This is a genomic window from Actinacidiphila cocklensis, from assembly GCF_907177275.1.
In the GTDB taxonomy this organism is placed as follows: domain Bacteria; phylum Actinomycetota; class Actinomycetes; order Streptomycetales; family Streptomycetaceae; genus Actinacidiphila; species Actinacidiphila cocklensis.
The window spans coordinates 24827-45251 of sequence record NZ_CAJSLV010000090.1 but is presented as its reverse complement, the minus strand read 5'-3'; the positions used below and the strand labels follow the sequence as shown (position 1 = coordinate 45251).

Annotated in this window: 12 protein-coding genes and 3 pseudogenes; 4 read left to right on the top strand and 11 right to left on the bottom strand. The window is 69.0% G+C overall.

Going from position 1 to position 20425, the window contains the following annotated elements:
* Positions 1-219 precede the first annotated feature (219 nt).
* Together NFU81_RS32160 and NFU81_RS32155 are read right to left on the bottom strand one after the other, a co-directional pair.
* On the bottom strand, positions 220-480 hold the full coding sequence (locus NFU81_RS32160; protein ID WP_251498017.1) for a hypothetical protein: 261 nt from the start codon (positions 478-480) through the stop codon (positions 220-222).
* A gap of 1998 nt (positions 481-2478) precedes the next feature.
* A pseudogene (locus NFU81_RS32155) lies at positions 2479-3558 on the bottom strand (cytochrome P450); the annotation flags it as partial.
* Positions 3559-4178: 620 nt separating this feature from the next.
* On the opposite strand from NFU81_RS32155, the gene NFU81_RS32150 reads away from it, so the two are divergent.
* The 3 genes from NFU81_RS32150 to NFU81_RS32140 all read left to right on the top strand — a co-directional run bounded on the left by NFU81_RS32150 (position 4179) and on the right by NFU81_RS32140 (position 8318).
* Positions 4179-4652 (top strand): hypothetical protein, encoded by a 474-nt coding sequence (locus NFU81_RS32150; protein WP_251497999.1) that lies wholly within the window; start codon positions 4179-4181, stop codon positions 4650-4652.
* A 6-nt stretch (positions 4653-4658) separates the two neighbouring features.
* Positions 4659-7337: a DEAD/DEAH box helicase gene (locus tag NFU81_RS32145; RefSeq protein ID WP_251497997.1), complete on the top strand. Its 2679-nt coding sequence runs from the start codon at positions 4659-4661 to the stop codon at positions 7335-7337.
* 90 nt (positions 7338-7427) lie between these two features.
* Complete coding sequence (locus tag NFU81_RS32140; protein ID WP_251497994.1) at positions 7428-8318, top strand: hypothetical protein; 891 nt, start codon at positions 7428-7430, stop codon at positions 8316-8318.
* Positions 8319-8874: 556 nt separating this feature from the next.
* Here NFU81_RS32140 and NFU81_RS32135 read toward each other — a convergent pair.
* From NFU81_RS32135 to NFU81_RS32125, 3 genes and pseudogenes are all read right to left on the bottom strand, one after another.
* Entirely contained in the window at positions 8875-9339 is a 465-nt protein-coding gene (locus NFU81_RS32135; RefSeq protein ID WP_251497991.1) for a hypothetical protein, read from the bottom strand.
* Between the two features lie 889 nt (positions 9340-10228).
* Positions 10229-10387, bottom strand: a pseudogene (locus NFU81_RS32130) (restriction endonuclease); the annotation flags it as partial.
* A 467-nt stretch (positions 10388-10854) separates the two neighbouring features.
* Positions 10855-12303 carry a hypothetical protein gene (locus NFU81_RS32125; RefSeq protein WP_251497988.1) on the bottom strand — a complete coding sequence of 483 codons (1449 nt, stop codon included), beginning with the start codon at positions 12301-12303 and terminating at the stop codon, positions 10855-10857.
* Positions 12304-12462: 159 nt separating this feature from the next.
* Between NFU81_RS32125 and NFU81_RS32120 the strand changes: the two genes are divergently transcribed.
* A complete protein-coding gene (locus tag NFU81_RS32120) occupies positions 12463-13080 on the top strand; it encodes a hypothetical protein (RefSeq protein ID WP_251497984.1) in 618 nt (205 codons plus the stop codon).
* A 514-nt stretch (positions 13081-13594) separates the two neighbouring features.
* Here the strand turns inward: NFU81_RS32120 and NFU81_RS32115 are convergent.
* The 6 genes and pseudogenes from NFU81_RS32115 to NFU81_RS32090 form a co-directional block, all read right to left on the bottom strand.
* Positions 13595-13990 (bottom strand): annotated as a pseudogene (locus tag NFU81_RS32115) (DUF6415 family natural product biosynthesis protein).
* A 44-nt stretch (positions 13991-14034) separates the two neighbouring features.
* Positions 14035-14214, bottom strand: coding sequence for a hypothetical protein (locus tag NFU81_RS32110; RefSeq protein ID WP_251497981.1), 180 nt, complete (start codon positions 14212-14214; stop codon positions 14035-14037).
* A 94-nt stretch (positions 14215-14308) separates the two neighbouring features.
* Positions 14309-15160, bottom strand: coding sequence for a helix-turn-helix domain-containing protein (locus tag NFU81_RS32105; RefSeq protein WP_251497978.1), 852 nt, complete (start codon positions 15158-15160; stop codon positions 14309-14311).
* A 152-nt stretch (positions 15161-15312) separates the two neighbouring features.
* Positions 15313-15657 (bottom strand): hypothetical protein, encoded by a 345-nt coding sequence (locus NFU81_RS32100; protein WP_251497975.1) that lies wholly within the window; start codon positions 15655-15657, stop codon positions 15313-15315.
* A gap of 326 nt (positions 15658-15983) precedes the next feature.
* Positions 15984-18992, bottom strand: coding sequence for an AAA family ATPase (locus NFU81_RS32095; protein ID WP_251497971.1), 3009 nt, complete (start codon positions 18990-18992; stop codon positions 15984-15986).
* On the bottom strand, positions 18992-20188 hold the full coding sequence (locus NFU81_RS32090) for an exonuclease SbcCD subunit D (RefSeq protein WP_251497968.1): 1197 nt from the start codon (positions 20186-20188) through the stop codon (positions 18992-18994). Before NFU81_RS32090 ends, NFU81_RS32095 begins: the two co-directional genes overlap by 1 nt.
* Positions 20189-20425 lie beyond the last annotated feature (237 nt).

Here is a 20425-nt window from a genome sequence, read left to right as displayed (position 1 = left end):
GCGGGTACCACAGCGCTGCGCGCTGTGCAAGCGAGACCGCTCGCTTCGCTCGCGGTCCGCAACCGCTTCGCGGTTGCCGTGGCCACGCTTCGCGTGGTTGGCCCGGCTTCGCCGGGCCAACCCCTCCGCTTCGCTCCAGGGTTGAGGGTCCGCCAGCCTGTGGGCCTGGCCCCTCGCTTCGCTCGGGACCTGGCGGAGCCCTCCACGCCCTGCTGGCAACTACTCCTGCGGGCCTGTGGACGGAGCCGCTTCACTCGAGGCCAGCTGGAAAGTCAGTGTCCAGCGCTCCTTCGGCGTCTGCGGGTTCTCCTTCGTATCCGTCAAGCTCCAGCCCTCGGACTCGATGGCCCGGATGTAGCTGCTTCGCACCTGCTCCACGGGCGTGGCCAGCGTGTGGATGTAGACGCTGTCTCCCCGCTCCCTCGCCGCTATCGCCCCCTTAGTCATGCGGTTGCGGCTCCAGCTCTGCAGTAGTCCCATGGTCTGCCCCCTCCTCTGATCAGCCGCCCTGATGATCGACGACTGAAGGACGATAGCGGTCCACCGGGAGGGTCATCACTCCAGGACTCCGCCCGCCCCCAAACGGGCCAGGGCACCTCGCTTCACTCGGGGTCCAGGCGGCGCTCCCCTCGCCCGGGTGGGGTCAGGTGGCGAGCGGGCTGGCTAGGAAGAGGGGTCGTGTGGGGGTTTTTGCTGCGCTTGAGTTGATGGGATGTCAAGACGAGGGTGATCAAGGATGCGAGGAACGCCAATCCGCCCATCCAGACCCACCATGCTGTGCCACCGCTGGCCAGCTCGAGTACGAAGTTCACGAGCACCACGAAGGTGCTCACCGTGTAGGTCCGGCGGGCTAGCCGGAGCTGCCGGACGGTACGGCCGGTGGGAGGCTGCTGTATTCCCATGCCGGGATTCTGCCCTGGCGCAGCGTGCCGGCTGCAGGCGAGATAGGGGTTCGGCCCAGCCCGTACGGGGCGACCAGCAAGCAGGCCGGCTAGGAGGGAGGAGCGGGGCGACTGGCTGGCCCTCTGCGGGATGGCTAGGAGGGGGGAAATGGATGGGGGTGGGGACTGGCCCAAATGCCGGGTCTCAGGCGACCCACTAACCCACCCCCATGGCCGCGAGTCCCTCACGATCTCCGACCGGCCCACTGCTCTGCACCGTACACGCGGGCACTGACGACGAGACGACGTGACCTCCGCCGATCGGTTCCGGACAGTGCCGATCGGCGGTGCCCGTGCGGGGCGGGCAATAGGCAGGCTGGCTAAAGAGGGGGCCGGTAGGTGGGCCGCTTCAGCTCGGACCGCCGGAAGTCCGATGGCGCCACAGGCGCCAGTATCCGATGATCAGCAAGGTCGGATAGACGCTGAGGACAAGCGCAGCCAAGAATGCGAGGACCCGTTGCCACCAGGGCCAGCCGTCGGGACTGACGGCAGCCGCCAGGGCCGAGAACGGAAGCACCAGCATCAATACGGCGCCCCGTACCGGGTCTAGCGGCCGGCGCTTTGACACGAGGTGTTCCGGGAGCGGCAGGTCGCCCCTCCAGTCCGCGTACCGCTCTCTGGGACTCTTCCGCAGCTCTGCGAACGACTCCCGGGGCTGACCCCTATGTGTCATGGCCAGACAGTACGCCCCGCGGCCTCCGACCAGGGACCCGGCGGGCGGCGCCTGGCTTATGTGCCCACCATGCGGGGGCGGGCGTCAAGCGGGCCGGCTAGGAGGGAGGGGGCGGGCGTCAAGGAAGCTGCGCACCGCATAGTCTGCAAATCGGTCCGTTTCGTTGAGTGCTGCCGCATGCGCACCGGTCATGCGAGGGTTCGGTACTTCTGGGCTGAGGGGCGCTGTCCAGATCGGCGTGCATGCGGATCTGCTCCGGAGTGGCCTTCTCTGACCCTGCACTGGGCGGTCGCACGCCCCCCGTCATCACGCGGAAGCAATTGGTCACTGCACGCCATAGCCCTCGATTCCTTCTGTTTCTTCCACTCATGGCACCACCTTCACCTGACGAGGGTTCGGGTACGGGAAGACGCCGCACGGAGACACGTGGTTCCTCTACCGATGGTGGAGCGGACCTGATGCACATGGCGGCCGCATGGCAGGAGACGGCGAGAGTCTGGGGCTAACAGGGCTTGCATGGAGGGGAGATCCTGCCGTCACCGCAATTGCGCACAATCATGCAGACTCCCCTGCTCTTGGGGGTGTGAACGATGTGCCGCGTCGCCAGGGCGCCTGACACGACTAGTGCCGTCACGGCCAGTACCGCGAGCAACTTCCATGACCTGCGTCTGTGGTCCCCCGACATGACGTCCCCCTCTCACCTCGCCTCTTGGACTCGACAAGTCGCGAAGCGGTTCCGGCCGCGGAACTACGCGCGCAGGAGGCTCGGTACAGCCTCAGCGAGCCACCTGGGCGCGGACGGGGTCCATGTCCCATAGCGTGACAGCGGGGGCGTAGGTGTGGGTCGCTTCGCCTGGGAGTGGACTAATCGGTGGCAGACCGTGCGATAAGTCGCACTGGGAATGATGCCGGTGAGAGAACAAGCCGGGCCGAGCACTTGACCGGCCCGCCGATCGGCGTCAGCTCCCAACGGCCCAGCAGGGACGCCAGGATCACGGTCGCCTCCGCCTGTCCGAACTCCTCTCCGATGCATTTGGTGGCGCCCGCACCGAAAGGCAGGTAGGCGCCGCGCGTGGCTGGCGTGCCTGCGAGCCAGCGATCTGGGTCGAAGCGGGCGGCATCGTGGTGGAAGTCCTCCCGGCGGTGCAGGAGGTAGGGGCTGACCAGCACCATGCTGCCCGCGGCCAGGTGGCGGCCGCCCAGTGTGGTGTTGCGTGTGGCGGTCCGCAGTGTCAGCCAGCCTGGAGGGTAGAGCCGCAGGGTCTCCTTCACGACCCGGCCGGTCAACTGCAGCTGGGGCAGGTCCGCGAAGCCTGCCGCCCGCCCGGCGAGCACCGCGTCCGTCTCGGCCCGTACCGCGGTGAGGACGTCCGGTCGGCCCGACAGTAGGTGGACGGCCCACACCACAGCCGACGATGTTGTTTCCCCGCCGGCCAGCAGCAGTACGGCGACCTGGTCGGAGAGCTCTTGGTGCGACAGTGCGCGGCCTTCTTCGTCCCGGGCTGCCAGCAGTCGCGACATCAGGTCGTCCTGCCGCGTGCCCGGCTCGCCGTAGCCCGCGATGAGCCGGCTGACCTGGGCCTGCCAGTGTGCGAGTGCCCGCGTGTAGCGGCGGTTGCCCGGCGTCGGCAGTCGGCCGATGCCGGGGAGTGCCGCCCGGGTGGTGAGGCCGTTGAGGAAGACGTCGAGGGCGGTCCGCAGTTCCCGCGCCTGCTGTCCGTCCAGGTGGGACGAGAACAGCGTGGCGAGTGCCACCCCGGTGGTCAGTTCGAACATTGCCTCGGTGAGGTCGAGTACCTGGCCGTCCCGCCAGTCGGAGGTGGCTGCGGTCACCTGTTCGCGCATCACCTCGACGTAGCCGCGCAGGTGCTGGTGGCGGAAGGCCGGTTGCATCACCAGTCGCTGCCGGCGGTGATCGTGGTATCTGGCGGTCGCGAGACCCGCGCCCCTGGCGCACCTTGTCGTAGATGGGGCCGGTGCGGTCGAACCGCCGGAAGTCGGTCAGTACCTCATGGGCCAGCTCCGGATGGCAGGCCACGAATGCCCGCCAGGGACCGAGCCGCACCTGCACCAGGTCCCCGTATGCCGGCAGCGACTCCAGGAATCCCAGCGGGTCTCGACGCAACCGCAAGAAGTGGCCGACCACCGGCCGGCTCCCCGGCACCCGCGCGAACCCCGCACCGCTATCGCCCACTGCCAGTCTCCGTCCCTGCTCACGTCACCCGGTGCCCGCCCGTCCCGGGCGTCTACGGTCGCACCCGGCTCCTGCTCACGGGGTCAGGAATGGGATACCGACACCATCATTGCCGGACATAACCATGGAGGACATGTAGCTGCGGAGTCGTCACAACACGACGCAGTCGGATCAGCCGCAGTATGGGCGTGCAGGTGGCCTGGCCGGCACTCCGTCTCGGCTTGGTCGGCGTCTCCCTCGGCCCCATGGCATGTGGCGGGTCATCAGCAGCCAGCGGCGGGTTCGCGGGTGCATCAGATGATGCAGCATGTAAAGTTGGCAGAAATAGGGGACAGCCCTACTGGAGATTGTTAGTTCTGAGGAGATCCTCATGGTCGGTGATCGGACATCTTCAGCTCCTGCCCCGGACTGCTCATATGCGGATGCTGCGGTCTATGTGGATGCGGAGGGCAGTTCGAGGGTCATCGCCCGGCTCCAGGATCTGATGGGCGTCCAGGGTGCGGAGCAGCATCTGACGGTGGGGCCGGTGCGGGTGTACGGCGCGCGCAACGGCCACGCCACGGGCAGGAAGGCTCATCCCTTCGACTTCCTTGAATGGCCGACTGTGCTGGAGTGCGAGGCGTCGGCAGCACCGGCAGCTGATGTGGTGGAGGCCGTCGCGGCTGTGCTCGAGGCATTGTGGCGTGGGGGCTTCAAGGCTCTGGCGGCCTGCGACTTCGAGGACGAGTTGCCAGCGTGTGGCGGGATCGCCAGGTACCCCCTGCCTCCTGCTCCTGAAGGCGCCCGGGTCTCGTTGGGCTCGTGGTGGAGAAACCTGCTTTTCTTGCGGAAGAGGGAGGACTGAATACTCGTGATCAGCCTCCGCTCGCATCAAGTAGCTCAGAAGGAAAGTGTCCGGGCGTGGGTGGGATTTCCTGCAAGATCGTCTGCTTCTGTCCGAGGGGCGCGGGGGACGATCGTGTCCGCGACGGGCTCCGGCAAGACGATCATGGCGGCCGCGAGCGCTCTGGAGTGCTTCCCGAACGGCCGGATCTTGGTCACGGTGCCGACCCTGGACCTGCTGGTGCAGACCGCCCAGGCGTGGCGGGCGGTCGGCCACCGCTCCCCCATGGTCGCTGTGTGCTCCCTCGAAGGCGATGCGGTCCTGGCCGAGCTGGGGGTGCGCACCACCACCAACCCGATCCAGCTCGCCCTGTGGGCCGGATCCGGACCGCTGGTGGCGTTCGCCACGTACGCCTCCCTGGTGGACCGCGAGGACCCGGAGGACATGACCGGCCGCCGGAAGGTGCGCGGGCCGCTGGAGGCCGCCCTGGCGGGGGGAGACCGCCTCTACGGGCAGCGCATGGACGGCTTCGACCTCGCCATCGTCGACGAAGCCCACGGCACCGCCGGCGACCTGGGGCGCCCGTGGGCGGCGATCCACGACAACGCCCGCATCCCCGCCGACTACCGCCTCTACCTCACCGCGACCCCGCGCATCCTGGCCGCGGCCCGGCCGCAGAACGGCGCGGACGGCCAGGAGCTGGAGATCGCGTCGATGGCCGACGACCCCGACGGCACCTTCGGGGCCTGGCTGCCCGGCGCGGAGCTCGGGCTGTCGGAGGCGATCGAGAAAGGCGTCCTGGCGGGGTTCGAGATCGACGTGCTGGAGATCCGCGACCCCGCGCCGATCCTCGGGCTGTCGGAGGAGGCGCTGCGCGGCCGGCGCCTGGCGCTGCTGCAGACCGCGCTACTGGAGCACGCCGCAGCGCACAACCTGCGCACCGTCATGACGTTCCACCAGCGGGTGGAGGAAGCGGCCGCGTTCGCTACGAGGCTGCCCGAGACCGCCGCGGAGCTCTACGCCACCGAGATGACGCCTGAAGAGCTGGCGGAGACCGACAAGAAGGTCAAGAAGCTGCCCGCGTCGTCGATCGGCGCGGAGCTCTACGACCTGGAGCCCGGCCGCCATGTACCCCCGGACCGGGTCTGGGCGGCGTGGCTGTGCGGCGACCACCTGGTGGCCGAGCGTCGGGAGGTGCTGCGGCAGTTCGCCAACGGCATCGACGCCAGCAGCCGGCGCGTCCACCGCGCGTTCCTCGCGTCCGTTCGCGTGCTCGGGGAAGGCGTCGACATCACGGGCGAGCGGGGTGTCGAGGCGATCGTCTTCGCCGACACCCGCGGCTCCCAAGTGGAAATCGTGCAGAACATCGGCCGGGCGCTGCGGCTCAACCGCGACGGCAGCACGAAGACGGCGAGGATCATCGTGCCGTGTTTCCTCGAGCCCGGGGAGGACCCCGGCGACATGGTCGCCTCCGCCAGTTTTCGCCCGCTCGTGGCGGTCCTCCAGGGGCTCCGCAGCCACGATGAGCGCCTGGTCGAGCAGCTCGCCTCCCGCGCCCTCACCAGTGGCAAGCGCAAGGTCCACGTGCACCGTGACCAGGACGGCCGGATCACCGGGGCCGGCGGCGAGGGCGACGGCCAGGACCAGGAGCAGGACGACACCCAGGCCGCCGCCGAATCCGCGCTGCTGCACTTCTCCTCCCCCAGGGACGCGGCCACCATCGCCGCGTTCCTGCGGACCCGCGTCTACCGGCCCGAATCGCTGGTGTGGCTGGAGGGTTACCAGGCCCTCATCCGCTGGCGGAAAGAGCACGAGATCACCGGCCTGTACGCCGTGCCGTACGACACCGAGACCGAGGTCGGCGTGACGACGGACTTCCCGCTGGGCAGGTGGGTGCACCAACAGCGCAAGGCGCTGCGGGCCGGGGAGCTGGAACCGCGCCGCAAGGAACTGCTCGACGCGCCCGAGGCCGGGATGGTCTGGGAGCCCGGCCAGGAGGCGTGGGAGAACAAACTCGCTGTACTGCGCTCCTACCGGCGGGCCACCGGGCACCTCGCCCCCCGCCAGGACGCCGTGTGGGGCGAGGGCGAGGCGATGGTGCCCATCGGGCAGCACATCGCCAACCTCCGCCGCAAAGGCGGCCTCGGCAAAGACCCCGAGCGGGCCGCCGTCCGCGCCGCGCAGCTCGCGGCGATCGACCCCGACTGGAACTGCCCCTGGCCACTGGACTGGCAGCGCCAGTACCGGGTCCTCGCCGACATCGTCGAAGACGAGGGCGGCCTGCCCTACCTCGCACCGGGTGTGATCTGGGACGGCGACGACATCGGCAAATGGCGATGGCGGCAGCAAGAACCCGGCACCTGGAAGCAGCTGTCCACCGAACAGCAGGAACGGCTGACCGCACTGGGCATGCAACCCCCTACGGCCCCGTCTCCCGCCCCGGCGGCCAGAGGCGCGGCAAAGGGAGCGGGCAAGGCCGCACACGCGTTCCAGCGGGGCCTGACGGCCCTCACGCAATGGGTAGAGCGGGAAGGCGCGGACCGGCCCGTACCCAGGACACACAGCGAGCAGATCACCGTCGACGGCCAGGCGGAACCAGTGGCCGTGAAGCTGGGCGTATGGGTCTCCAACACCAAAAGCCGCCGCGACAAACTCACCGCCGACCAGCTCGCCGCCCTCGCCGCACTGGGCATGGAGTGGGCGTGAGAACCGCGGGCCGCTGGCCGACCCCATCGGCCTTACTCGACAACTCACCGAGCGCCGTCCACCGAGCGCCAAGCGGATTACGGTTCTTCGATGAACCAGGATGAGATCCGTGATGAGCTGGTGCGCTCTGCACAGCGATGGGCTCGGACAGCCCTCGACGCCTACTTCGAGGAGCCGGTGGATCAGGACTTCGCAGTCCATCACATGGCTGTGGCTGTCGAACATCTGGCCAAGGGGTGTCTGGCCTCCATCGCGCTCACGTTGCTGGCCGACGTCAGACCTTCCGTAGAAGATCTGCTGGTACTCGGTGGCCAGGAAGACAAGGTGGAAAAGGGGCGCGCGAGTCTCCGAACCGTCGGCGGTGCGGAAGCCGTGACGAGACTCGCGAAGGTGCAGAACGTCAAACCGCCAGCGCATCTCGCTACGTTGCGAGACGCCCGCAACGGCATCACTCACATGGGATGGGGGCGTGCCTCTAGCGAGTGCAGGGAGCTACTGGCAGCCGGTGTCACGTACATCGACTCCTTGCTGCCTGCTCTGGAGAAGGAGCCGAGCCGGTTCTGGGAGAATCATTACGAGGCAAGCAAGAACCTCGTAGAAAAGGCAACGTCCGAGCTGAAGCTGCGCTACGAGGTGAAGATCCGACGGGCGCAGGAGACCTTCGCAAAGCTGACGGAACGCATGACAGACAGCGAAAAAGCGGCCGTGATCGCGGGTCTGTCGGCGGCGCCGTTGCCCAGCCGGTGGTACCTGTACATTCCCACGCAGTGTCCAGCGTGCGAAAGTCCCGCCCTCGTCAGCGGGCGCGACAAAGACGGGGAGTACGGGGATATCTGGTTCCTTCCGCGCTTCTTCGGGTGCCGGGTCTGCAAGCTCACGCTGACCGGCCCGGAACTGGAGCTCGCGGGCATGAAAGGCCATTCACTGCGCACAGAAGAAGAGGTGGATGACGACTGGGAACCCGACTCCGACTTCATGTGATCCAGCAGCGCTGATCCGACGCAGTCGATCGCGTCTGGACATCCGGTGGCCCCTGCTGCAGTGCTGAGCAGAGGCACTCACCGTGCGGAAGTCGATCGCTGACCAAGGCAAGCACGAGGTGATGCGGCAGCGTCAGGAGGCCGCGCGGACGGAGCGGTTGGAGGAGCAGAGGCGGGCGCGGAAGGCCGAGGAGGCTGAGCGTCGACGACTGGAGCGAGAAGAGGAGGCGCGTCTGCGCCTTGAGGAGGCACGGCGGCGGTGGGCGGAGGAGGATGCCCGCTGCGAGCGGGGGCGGGTGGAGCGCGAGGCGCGTCTGGCCCGGGAACGGGCCGAGCGCGAGGCGCGGGAGCGCCAGGACCTGGAGACGGCGCGGGCGTGGTGGGGCCGATTGTCGCCGCAGCAGCAGACCGAACTATTCGCCGCCGTCGCCGGACACCCACGGTCGCACCGCGGGCACCGGGACTGTGCCGGCGTACCGAGGCTCCGGGCCGGCCCCGTCCAGCACTCGTTCCGGGAGCCGCCTCGAGGCGGGGCTGCCGCCCACCTGGCCGGGAGGTCAGAACGGAGGCTCCTCCACAGCCGCCGAGGAGCGGGCGGCGGATGTCCCCCACCCGCCGCCGCTTCCCCAGCCGCTGGTGCTCCCCGGCCCAACCGGTGTAGGTGGCGCCTCTTCCAGCGCCCGAGACCACAGACTGCGCCACCAGTCTCGACGTGGCTCAGATCCGTCCATCGAGTCCGGCCACCGGTCCTCGTTCGGATCGGTCTTGGAGCGTTTGCAGAACACCTCGAAGAGGGCGTCGGCGACGTCCCCGTCGATTGGCACCGTCTTGCCGAGCATGGCCCGGCGGATCGTCTCCTTGCTCGCAGTGAAGGCGTCGTAGTCAGCTGAGATCGCATCGGCGATCTCCTGGAGCGTCGGGCGGCCCGCCCGGCGGTAGTAGTCCCACAGCTCTTCCACGAAGTCGCGTCGTGCCCCCTGCGGCAGATCACGCTCGGACGGCATCCGCAAGATCTTCGCCACGTGTCCCTCCCCAGCTCGTGACCATCTGAGCCTAACGAAAACAACCAGAGACTCATGATGACAACGCGATAACTCGTGAAGACTCGCAGAAACCACCATCGGACCACCTCTGACCAGCACAAACACCTTTTCCCTACAGCGTTCGGGCAGCCCCAGACTAGATCTGTGGGGTCGCTGAGGCCCTACGGCGCACCTCCGTCAGAGGTGTGCCTGGCCTCGTTGCTCAGGAGGGGTAACCATCACCAGGACCCGGTACATGCGCGGATCTCGTACCGTCCCGGCTCGTCAGGGACAGCCGCAACGCTCCGGTCGCCGTGCGATAGTCCGGACGGCCGGCCTTGCGGTCCTCTCCGGCGCCATGGCCGCCGTTGGGGGCCTGATCGTCAACGGGCTGGGGCACTGGATCGGGCTGTGACCCCCGCTCTGTCCATCTGATGGCGACGGTCTGTCGGGCCGACGGTACGGCTGACATCTGCGCCAGGGTGCTGGGTGACTACAGGCCGCGGGGCGCACGCCCAGTGCCCGCCGGAGTCGCCAGCCGGCTCCGGCCCGGCCGCCGGGCGTACGGGACCATCGCGGCGGGCTGCGGGGCAGGCCGCCGTGACGCGAACCGATGCCGCTTCCCCGAGGCGCCCTGTCCACAGTCCTGATCCCACCCTCCATCACCAGGGCTGAGGACAAGGAGAGGGGCACAGAGGGGATGTCAGCGCTCCGAAGCGGCGGCGGAGACATCACTACCCCAGGTCAGAGGGTCCTTTCCATGCGGCCTTGACGGAACGGTGTGCGCAGGCCGTTGCCCAGTCCGTTGCGTACCTCGTTGCCCAGTCCGTTGCCGAACGGCACCCGGCAAAGATTCGGGCGCCTTCGGCGGCGGCGGCATCCCGCGGGCTCAGGCGGTCCGGTCGACGGGCGCGGCCTGAAGGCGGTCCAGGCGTTCGTAGAGGGCGCGGACCAGGCGGGCGCGGTCCTGGACGCAGGACACAGTGCCCTCCAGTGTCGCGGACAGCCGTACCTCCGCTTCGCGTAAGACGAGGTCGGCGAGCGCCCGGCGGCTGGCACACCGGACGCCGGGACATCGAGCCACCCATGCCCCCGCTCCGAGATCCCACCCCGCCCGCCGCCCGCCTCCCTTTCCTGGCGGGCGCGAAGGGGTGAGATAGAGGGGAAGTCGGCATGCCGCTTCGGCACATCGGACATCACAGCCCCAGGTCAGGGCCGGTTTCAGGACCGCCCCGGCAAATCGGTGCGCACGGTCCCTTGAACGGCCTCTTGCACGCTCTCTTGCCGCCGGTCTCCCGGCGGTTGGCTGCGGCCGACCCACGGCGTAACGCGGGATGCAACGCTTCGCCCCGTTCACGCTCATCGGGGTGCCTTTGCAGGTCAGGGACGAAACGCTGACGTTGCGTTGCATCCGCATTGCACTGTCGGGGACCATGGGTCGAAGCGGCTCCGGACGGGACCCCAGACGCAGCACGGAGTGGGCTTAGGCAGGGTGGGCCGACGCGCAGCCCCTGCTCATTTGGCCTTGGTACGCCGTACGACTCGCCGTACTCGAGGAGCCTCCACCAGTCGGGCGATCTTGCTGTCGCTGGGCAACTTGTCGGGCGTGCCGGTGAAGGTGCGAACCGCCTGGAACAGCTCGCGGTCTGCTCGCGCTGTCAGTTTGGGCTCGATGACGTCGAGCAGGGTGTCCCATCGAGCCTGCGGCTTGGAGGCCCACAGCTGGGCGGAGATCACCGGCTCGGTGAAACTGCGGAGCGCGCGCCCGGCCTGGCTGCTGGTCAGCTTGTCGAGCAGCTTGTCATAGCTGGTCGCAGCTGCCCACGAGACGCCGTACTCATTGCCGAGGAAGACCTCCACGAGCGCGAGGACGTATTTGTTCTCCACGGCTTGCGGGATGTTGCCGTACTGGCCGACAAGGGCGGCGAGGGCGCGTGCGGGTGCCGGCTCGGTGTGGAAGTTGCTGTAGCCGTGATGGGCGGCCAGCAGATCGTCCAGCACAGAGTCCATCTCGGCGGCGCGCTCGTGTTCCGGGAGATAAGCGCCCCCGTCGACGAGGTTAAGGAGCTCCTTGGCGGCGCGAGCCTGGGCGGTGTCGGCGCTGGCGCGGAAGCGGCCGTACTGCACGCCGAAGCGCTGCCTGGCATCTTCGCTGATCTCCGGCCAGAGCTCCGGCCACAGCATGAGGACGTTGTTGGCGACGATCGGTGTGCGGCTGGCGTTGGTATAGAGGCCGAACAGGCCGGCGCCGAGCGCGTCGGCGCGGTCTCTGGGCAGGTCCTCGAAGAACGCGGTGGTGCTCTTGACGTCGCCTGGGTCCAGCTGGTCTGTTTTGATGTTCGCCAGAAGCCTGCCGGTTTCTGCGGTGACGGTGTCGTACGGCAGGGTGATGACCTGCCGTACGCAGGTCTCCAGCCACGCGGCGAGCTGCATGCCGGTCAGCTCCACCTGGTTGGGGTGAGCCGCGCTGGCGTAGTTCCGCATGTAGCGGATGTGGTCGATCTGGGCGTGGCCCGTGGCGGAGAGCAGGCCGATCTCTCGGGCGGCCCTCAGCAGGTCGATGTCGTTGACCTTGACCAGGTCGTCCTCGGTCGACAGGTGCTTGCGCCGGTCGTGCGACGGAACGGCGATGTCGAAGAAGTAGGCCAAGTCGTAGCCGGTTACCCGCCGGCGCAGCTCGCGGACCGTCTCGTTCCACAGGTAGTTCAGCGCCGCGTCGAAGAGCCCCGCCGCAGCGGCGGTGATCATCTTGCTCACGTACACCGACCGTCCGCGGTCGGCCATCGGCAGCCGTCGCAGGGCGCCCCCGAAACTCGCGAGCGCCTGCTCGCGTTCCACCAGATCGACCAGGACACCGTCCGTCGGCAGGCCGGCATCAGCGAGCTGATCAAGGAGCATCTCCTCGAACCGCTCGAGGTCCTCTACTGCAGGCGTCTGCGCATCTCGGCGCGCGATCTCGTTCACCGCTCGAATGTACCCAGCTGGTCCCCCCATCGCAGGTGCCTTTCAGAGCCACCCTCCTGCTGCTGACCGTCACCACTGGGAGGCGCGTCGCTGGCCGCCAGTGGGCCTACCTCATCATCTGGGATACCGCGCTGGGCCCGTTCACTTACGATCCGGAGCATGAACGGCGAGCCTGCGTACCGGTCGGTGAAGGTCAACTTCAGCAACAGCGACTACGACAATGTGTGCGAGACCTTCGGTGGTGGATTTGAGCGACTTCCAGCCTGGCGAGAATTGGGAAACCTGCTCGCTCACCGGCCGGGGTGGCACTTCGACGTCGTCAACCACGGCGAAGCGCTGTGGTGCCTCGGTGTTCTGGGCGAATGTCGCCTGGCCATCCATGTCAATGACGACCTGCTCTTCCACTGCTACGACCATGACCAGGATTCCGACGCCGTCGCGGCGGATTCGACCGAGGTCGAGACCTGGCTCCAAGCGCGGGAGGAGACCGCCCGACAGCCGAGCGGCCTCCTCCTGAAGATGGCGAGTTCGGACTCATGGAACTTGTTGAAGCTCTACACGTTCCGAATCAGGGTGAGCTGGTCAGACGGCTATTACGCCGCATCTGTCATCGCTCTCGCAGAGGCCAGCTTCGGACGAACCGTTCCCGAGGCCGTCAACGGAGCCGCTGAGATGATCTGCCGTCTCTTTAACGCGCCCGCAGAGCTAGCGCCCAGCCTGACCCTCGCCGCCGAACTCGATGAGACCGCCGTTCAGCGCATGCGCACCGAGAACTGACTTCCAGATCCGCGTCCCGCTGGCGGCCCGGGGGCGCTGTCATCTCCCCCTGCGCGCGCGCTTCCGATTGTGGCGACGCCAGAGCGCCAGTAGGGCTGTCAGTGCGGCCTTGAGCCACATTGTGTTCTCCTCGCCTCGATCTCCGGCCTATCAGCCGAGTGTCCGGTCTCGGGATGCGAGGTGCCCGCATCGCCAGCCAGCTCCGCGGTCGGGCCGCCGGCACCATGAGGCCCTAGCGAACCAGGGCGGCGGCTGCGGGGCAGTCCGCCGCGCTGCGAACCGGTGCCGCTTCCTGATGTGCCCTGTCCGCAGTCCATCCGCCTCCTCCATCACCAGGGCTGAGGACAAGGAGAGGGGCGCAGAGGGGATGTCAGCGCTCCGGAGCGGCGGCCGAGAGCCCAGTCGGTTGCCGAACGGCACCGGCAAAGGTTCAGGCGACTTCAGCGGCACCAGCCCACCGGCCCGCTGCCCGGCCAACACGTAGGCGGCCGGGCAGCAGCGGCACCCGGCCGGCTCAGGTAGTCCGGTCGACGGGCGCGGCCTGAAGGCGGTCCAAGCGCTCGTAGAGGGCGCGCACCAGGCGGGCGCGGTCCTGGACGCAGCACACAATGCCCTCCAGCGTCGCGGACAGCCGTACTTCCGCCTCGCGTAGGACGATGTCGGCGAGCGCCCGGCGGCCGCTGTCCGCCGGCAGCTGCTCGGCGCGGCGCCGTACGTCGGCGGCGACCGCGCGGGCGTGCCCGGTCAGCTGCAGGCCGATCTACTCGTAGTCGCGCTCGGGCAGCGTGTCCGGCCCGGTCCACGCCAGGACGGCCTTACCGAGGCACTCGTAACGAACGCGGTCGGGCGGGAGCTCCGCTTCGATCAGCCCGTCGGGGTCCCACAGGATCGTGTGCGCGGAGGTGTGCATGGCGGGCCTGACTGCTGGGGCGGTCTCGTGCCGGTGGCCGGCCGTCACCGCGGGGCGTCCTGCTCGCCGCCGGCGTCGTCGTCCTGGTCCTCGATCTGCTCGAGGAAGCGGGCGAAGCCGCGGTCGGCGCGGGCGATTAGGTCCGGGGAGGGGACGCCGTACGCGGGGCCGCGACCCTGCGAGTCCTGAGCAACGGTGGTGTCGGTGCCGGTGTGTGTGCGCATGCGACCGCCCTTCCCGGCCGGTGGTCCATCGGGCCTTCGACGCTACGCACTTGCAGGACGCGCCCCCAATGCGATTGCGGGAAATTGCGGAGGTTCACTCCAGGGCGTCGATCGCGGCCCGGATGAGCGTGCGGGCCGCGTCCCCGTACACGGCCATCGCCGCGAGGCCGGCGAACGCTTTGGTGTAGTCGGCGATCTCGCGCGGCTGCGTCACCCTGATCTCGGCGGTCAGCGTCTCCACCACGGCCATGGTGTCGTCGTGGACGTAGAACGCCTCCAGCGGCCAGACGGTGCGCTGCGCGGTGAACGGGATGATGCCCAGCGAGACGGAGGCAAGCGGCATCACGGCCAGGAGGTGACGCAGTTGCCCGGCCATGATGCCGGGGTCGGCGGTGCGGTAGCGCAGGACGGATTCCTCCGTGATCATCACGTAGCGGTGGCCGCCCTCGTAGAGGAAGCGGGAGCGGGCGACGCGGGCGGCAACTGCTTCGGCGATGTCGTTGGGGGTGCCCTGGAACGCGGTGATCTGCTGCATGAGGGCGGTGGCGAAGCCGGGGGTCTGGAAGAAGCCCGGCGGCACGTTGGAGACGTAGACGCGGCACAGGCGGGTGCGCTCGTGCAGGGTGTTGAAGTCCTGCTGGACCTTGCGCATACCGGTGCCGTGCAAGCGGCGCCATTCCAGGTACATCGAGTCGACCGCGCGGGCGGTGGCGATCAGGTCGTCGGCCTGGTCATCGGCGCCGCATGCCGCGCACCAGGTGCGGATGTCGGCGTCCGTGGGCAGGACGTCGCCCTTTTGGATCCGGGTGGTCTTCGCCGGGTGCCAGCCGCACCGGGCGGACAGCTCCTTACCCGTCAGGCCTGCGTCCTTGCACAGGTGCTGCAGCCGCACCGCGAGCGCCTCGCGGGCCGACTGGGGGCTGGACGAGGGGGAAGCGGTCGTCATGGAATCCCACCTGGGCGGCTGACACGACGTGGGGCGCTTCCGCACAGCCGGTCCTGACGGGCCGTTGGTCGCTACGCTGCGGCCATGAGCAACCGTCTCGGCCGTGGTGGCCGCAAGGGCCAGACCCACACTGCGACACCGCGCCTGCGTTCCTACGACGTGCCGCCGGCGTCGGAGGTCACCGTCACCCACGCGGACGGGTCCAGCAGCACGGTGCCCGCGCGGGAGCCGCGTGCGGCTAAGCGGCCCGCGCGGCGAAAGGGCCCGCTGGTCTGCACGGCGTGCGGGTACCCGATCGAGGAGGGCGTGCGGCGTCGGACCGAGCGGGGCAGGCCCGCGCACGCCGAGTGTCCCGGGCCGGCAGAGACCCGGTCTGCGCCGCATCGGGCCGTGCCGCCGAATGATGAGGACTGGCCGAAGGTGACGTGCCCGCGCTGCCAGGCCGGGCCGGGGAAGTTGTGCGTCATCCGGGCGGAGAAGGGCACGCGGTCTGCCACGCCGCATACGGAGCGCGTGCAGCTCGTCGCCCGGGTGCGCGCCGCGGCGAAACGGCGCCCGCCGATTGGGTAGGGTGCGCGTGGCAGTTGCGCACGCCGCTCGCCGTGCTGGACCCCGCCCGCGCCGGGCCAGCCTGTGGGCCAAGGTCTTTCGAGATCCGCACCCTTTCCCGCAGTACGTCACCTGCGGGCAGGCGCGGGCTGCCCCGGGAAGGCACGCCCATGCCGAAGCATCCTACGGCGGCCCAGCGTGCCCGTGAGCGCCAACAGGAGACAGGCGAGAACGCGGCCTGGGAGCATGGCGGTGACCCGCCCGCCGGGGCCGGCTATTCGGCTGCTTCGGTCAGGTGCACAAGGGTAGAGCCGGTGACGCCTTTACGGACGTACAGGCGCTGGGTGATACGGCGGCGCAGTTCCGGGACGTGGCTGATGACGCCGACAGTGCGGTCGTGGGAGCGCAGGGAGTCCAGGACGTCGAGGACCTTGTGGAGGGTGTCGTCGTCGAGAGTGCCGAAGCCCTCGTCGATGAAGAGGGTGTCCAGGGGGTTGCCGCCGACTTCATGGGTGACGACGTCGGCCAGGCCGAGGGCGAGGGACAGGGAGGCGAAGAAGGATTCGCCGCCGGAGAGGGTATCGGTCTTGCGGGGGCGGCCAGTCCAAGCGTCGGTGATTTCGAGGCCGAGGCCGGAGCGGGCGCCGTGGGCGGCTTGGTGGTCGGAGTGGTGCAGGGTGTAGCGACCCTCAGACATCAGCTGGAGGCGGGTGTTGGCAGCGGCGACGACCTGTTCGAGGCGTGCGGCCAGGACGTAGGCCTCCAGCTGCATGCGGACCCGGGCGCTGGTTGAGTTGCCGGTGGCCAGGTCGGCGAGGTGGCGGGCGGTGCTGTGGGCCTTATCCAGTGCTTCCAGTCGCTCAACAGCCTCGCCCAATGTGGTGGCGAGGCCAGTGAGCTCCGTGGTGCGGGCCTGGGCGTTGCCGGCGGTGGCGGCTGCTTGGACGTACTGGTCGTCTGCGGCGCCGCGTCGGACCGCTGCCGCGTCGACGTCTGCGGGCGGCTGGGCAGCGGCCTGCTGCAGGGCGGGGTTGTCGAGGACGGTTTGGTGGGTGGCGCGGGCCTCGCGCCACTGGTTGATCTCTTCTTCGATGTTGCCTAGGTCCTCCGCGCTGCGCAGGGCCTGCTCAGCGGCGACCAGGGTGTCAAAGCCCTGGGTTGAGGCGGCGGCCGTGGCCTCGGTGGTGCGGGTGTCGCGGGTCTCCGCAGCGATGGCGGCGGTGCGGGATGCCTCGGCGGCCTGCTTGAGGTGGTCGGCGGTGCGGGTGAGCTCGTCAATACGGGCTGCGAGGGTGGGGGCGGTGCCGCGGGCGTCGTCGAGTTTCTTGGTGAGCTCGGCCTGCCGCTGGGACTGGGTGTCGTAGGTAGCGTTGCGGGCGGACAGGGCGGCGGTGGTGAGGTTGAGCTGCTGGGTCATGGCGGCGTGTTCGCGGTCCATGGCGAGGAGTTCCTCGTCGGCAGCCCCACGGTCTGCGGCTCGCTGGAGGGCGTCGGACAGCTGCGTAATGAGGGCCTCGTGTTCGGCCGTGAGGTCGGCCAGCGGGGTGTCGCCGGCTTCGCCGGTCGCGGTGGCAGCGTTCTCGCGCAGCTGCTGCAGTTCGCTGGCGATCGCGTCGCGCTGCTGCTGGGCTCGCTGGTGGGTGTCCTCGGCGGCTTGTTCGTCCTCGCGGGTGGGCTGCCCGTCGGGAGCGGTGGCGGGGGCCGGGTGGGAGCACGAGCCGCAGACCGGGCAGGGCGCGCCGTCGGTGAGGCTGGCGGCGAGTTCGGCGGCCATGCCCTCGGTGCGTCGGCGGCGGATATCGATGTGGTCCTGGGCAGCCATCTCGGTGGTTTGCTGAGCGGCGGCCAGGCGCTGTTCGGTGGCGGTGATCTGCGCGAGGTGGGCGTCGCGGCGTTCGGCGGCCTCCACGCGCGAGGTCAGGGTCTCCAGCTGATCCTGGTGGCGGCGGCCCTCTTCCTCGGACTGGCGGGCGGTTTCCCGGCGGGCGTCCAGGGCGGCGCGATGGGTGGTCTCCTGTTCGAGCCAGTCGCGGGCGGTGTGCTGCTGGACGGTGAAGTCCTGGCGCTCGCCGTCGATCCGTTCCAGGTCGGCGGTGAGTTGGCGAAGGTTGGTCTCTTCGGGGAGCAGGGTGCTCAGCACAGCGATGTCGTCGCGCATGCGTTGCCCGGCCGTTGCGAGGTCAGCTGCCTGGAGTGTGGCGTGTTCAGGGAGCAGCCGGCTTCGGGCGGCGCTTTCGGTGTCCTGGGCGTGGGTGTGGTCGGTGCGGGCGGTGCGGGCGGCGTGCAGCAGCGGCGCCAGCTGCTGGGCGCGTCGGGCCTGCTCGCGGCTCCGGCTCAGGGCTTCTTGGTGAGGGGTCTGCTCGTGGAGCCGGTCCAGTTCCGCGCGGGCGGCGGCATGGGTGGTCTGCTGCTGATGCAGGACGCGCGTGGCGGCTTCCAGGGTCTGGTGCTCGACCTGGTTCTTCTTTGCCTTCTCGGCGTCGGCCTGGGCTGTGAGGGCGTCGGCCTGGCTTGCCTGGGTCAGGTCCTGTGCCCAGGCAAGGGCAGGGTCGGTCAGGGCGTGCGGGACGTCGGGGGTGGGGGCGTCGTGCTGTGATTTCAGGTCCGGTCCGGCTGCCTGGTGGATGCGGGCTGCCAGATGCAGCACTTCGTCGCGGGTGGCGTCGCGGTTCTTCTGGGTGGTGCGGCTGTGGTCGTTCAGCCATCGTTCGATCTGCGCGTACCGGTCGGTGTGGAAGAGCTTGCCCAGCAGTTCGCGGCGCTGGGGCGCGGCGGCGTAGAGGAACTTGGTGAACTCGTTCTGGGGCAGGAGGACGACCTGGCAGAACTGGGTCCGGCTCATGCCGAGGAGGTCTTTGATCTCCTTGCCGGTTTCCTGATGGGACCTGCTGGAGGGTTCCCAGTGGCCCTGGCCGAGGGAGTCGGTCGTCCACCGCTGGAGCCGGGTCTCGGCCTTGTGGACGGTCTCGCCCTTACCGCTTCGCTTGGGGCGCGTCTGCTGGGGTTCGCGTTCGATGCGCAGCCGGTGGCCGGCGATGGTGACGTCCAAGGTGACCTGGGTGAGCAGGTCGGCCGGGGCGTGGTGGCTGCGCAGCAGAAGGTCGCGGTCGACCGGGGGTTCGCCGTACAGGGCGAAGCAGATGGCGGTGAACAGGGTGCTCTTGCCGGCACCGGTGTCGCCGTGTAAGAGGAACAGGTTGTCGGCGGACAGCGCGTCGAAGTCGACGGTGTGGGTGCTGGCGAAGGGTCCGAAAGCCTGCAGGGTGAGGTGGTGCAGGTGCATCAGACGATTTCCTTCTGCAGTTCGTTCACGCGGGCGGAGTCGACGGCCTGCTGGAGCAGGGCGTGTTCGTCGGGGGTGGGGCCGGTGCCGCGCATGTCGGTGATGAAATCGCAGGCGATGTCGAGTTCGCTGCGGCCGCGGAGACGTTCGGCGTAGGTGGGGGTGTCGGTGGCTTGGGCAGGGATGAAGGCGTGCTGGTGCTTGAGGCTGAGTGTGTGGGGGAAGCGGCGGCGCAGCCGGGCCATGGCCTCGAACGGCAGGGCCGCATCGGTGAGGGTGACCTCGAGCCAGGCGTCCTTGAGTGGTTCGTGGGCGGGGTCGGTGAGCAGGTCGTCCAGGAGGCCTTCGACGCGTTCCAGGCGGTGGGGGGTCTGGCAGGGCAGGCGGGTGACCGTGGGGGCCGTGCCGGGGGTGAGGTCGACCAGTGTGAAGGACTTCATGTGGTCGGCTTCGGAGAAGGAGTAGGGCAGCGGGGAGCCGCTGTAGTGGACGCGGTCGGTGACCCTCTGGGGGCCGTGGAGGTGGCCGAGGGCGACGTAGTCGATGCTGTCGAAGACGTCGGCGCCGACGTGGGCGACACCGCCGACGCTGATGTCGCGTTCGCTGGCCGACTCCTCCGTCTGGGATTCATCGTCCTGCCCGGTGCCGGGGGTGACGAAGGCGTGGGCGATGACCACCGAGCGGGTCCCGGGCGGCTGCCGGTTGGTGAGGTCAGTGTGGACCCGGTCCATGGCCGCAGTCAGCACCGCGGCGTGCGAGGTGGCCTCCGCCTCCAGTTGGCCGCGGACCATCGACGGCTCGAGGTAGGGCACCCCGTACACGGCGACCGGTCCGTGCTCGTCGGTCAGGACGACGGGGACGTCGCAGGTGGCCGGGTCGGTGCGCAGGTGGATCCCGGCGCGGGCGAACAGGCCGGAGCCGACGCCGAGGCGGTGGGCCGAGTCGTGGTTTCCGCTGATCATGACGATCGGTATCTCGAGGTCGGCGAGCTGGTGCAGGGCCCGGTTGAACAGGCGGACCGCGTCCAGGCCGGGGATGGCCCGGTCGTAGATGTCGCCGGCCATCAGGATCGCGTCGATGTTCTCGGCACGGGCCGTGTCGTTCAGGTGATCGAGGAAGGCGCTCTGGGCGGCGATCAGGTCTTCTCCGTGGAACCGGCGGCCCAGGTGCCAGTCCGAGGTGTGCAGAAACCGCATGACGACGAACCGTAGCGACCACAGCACCCCCTTGATGCTGTTTCTCAGACATTCTTCCTTACTTATGAGTAAATAGGATCGAACGGCGAAAGGTTTCTCCTCTTGTCCCCCACCAGGACTGGCAGGTGAATGTCAGTGGTCGGCGGGAAGATACAGGGGTGGGAAGGAGAAGCGATGTCCTCTCAAAGACCTACACGCATGGGTTGTCACCCTGCGCCGGGGGGCTGCCGGTGGTGC

Coding starts and splice junctions, on each gene's coding strand:
- NFU81_RS32140 (WP_251497994.1), top strand. CDS start 7,428: ATGAACCAGGATGAGATCCGTGATGAGCTGGTGCGCTCTGCACAGCGA.
- NFU81_RS32110 (WP_251497981.1), bottom strand. CDS start 14,214: ATGCGCACACACACCGGCACCGACACCACCGTTGCTCAGGACTCGCAG.
- NFU81_RS32160 (WP_251498017.1), bottom strand. CDS start 480: ATGGGACTACTGCAGAGCTGGAGCCGCAACCGCATGACTAAGGGGGCG.
- NFU81_RS32090 (WP_251497968.1), bottom strand. CDS start 20,188: ATGCGGTTTCTGCACACCTCGGACTGGCACCTGGGCCGCCGGTTCCAC.
- NFU81_RS32120 (WP_251497984.1), top strand. CDS start 12,463: ATGAACGGCGAGCCTGCGTACCGGTCGGTGAAGGTCAACTTCAGCAAC.
- NFU81_RS32095 (WP_251497971.1), bottom strand. CDS start 18,992: ATGCACCTGCACCACCTCACCCTGCAGGCTTTCGGACCCTTCGCCAGC.
- NFU81_RS32150 (WP_251497999.1), top strand. CDS start 4,179: ATGGTCGGTGATCGGACATCTTCAGCTCCTGCCCCGGACTGCTCATAT.
- NFU81_RS32105 (WP_251497978.1), bottom strand. CDS start 15,160: ATGACGACCGCTTCCCCCTCGTCCAGCCCCCAGTCGGCCCGCGAGGCG.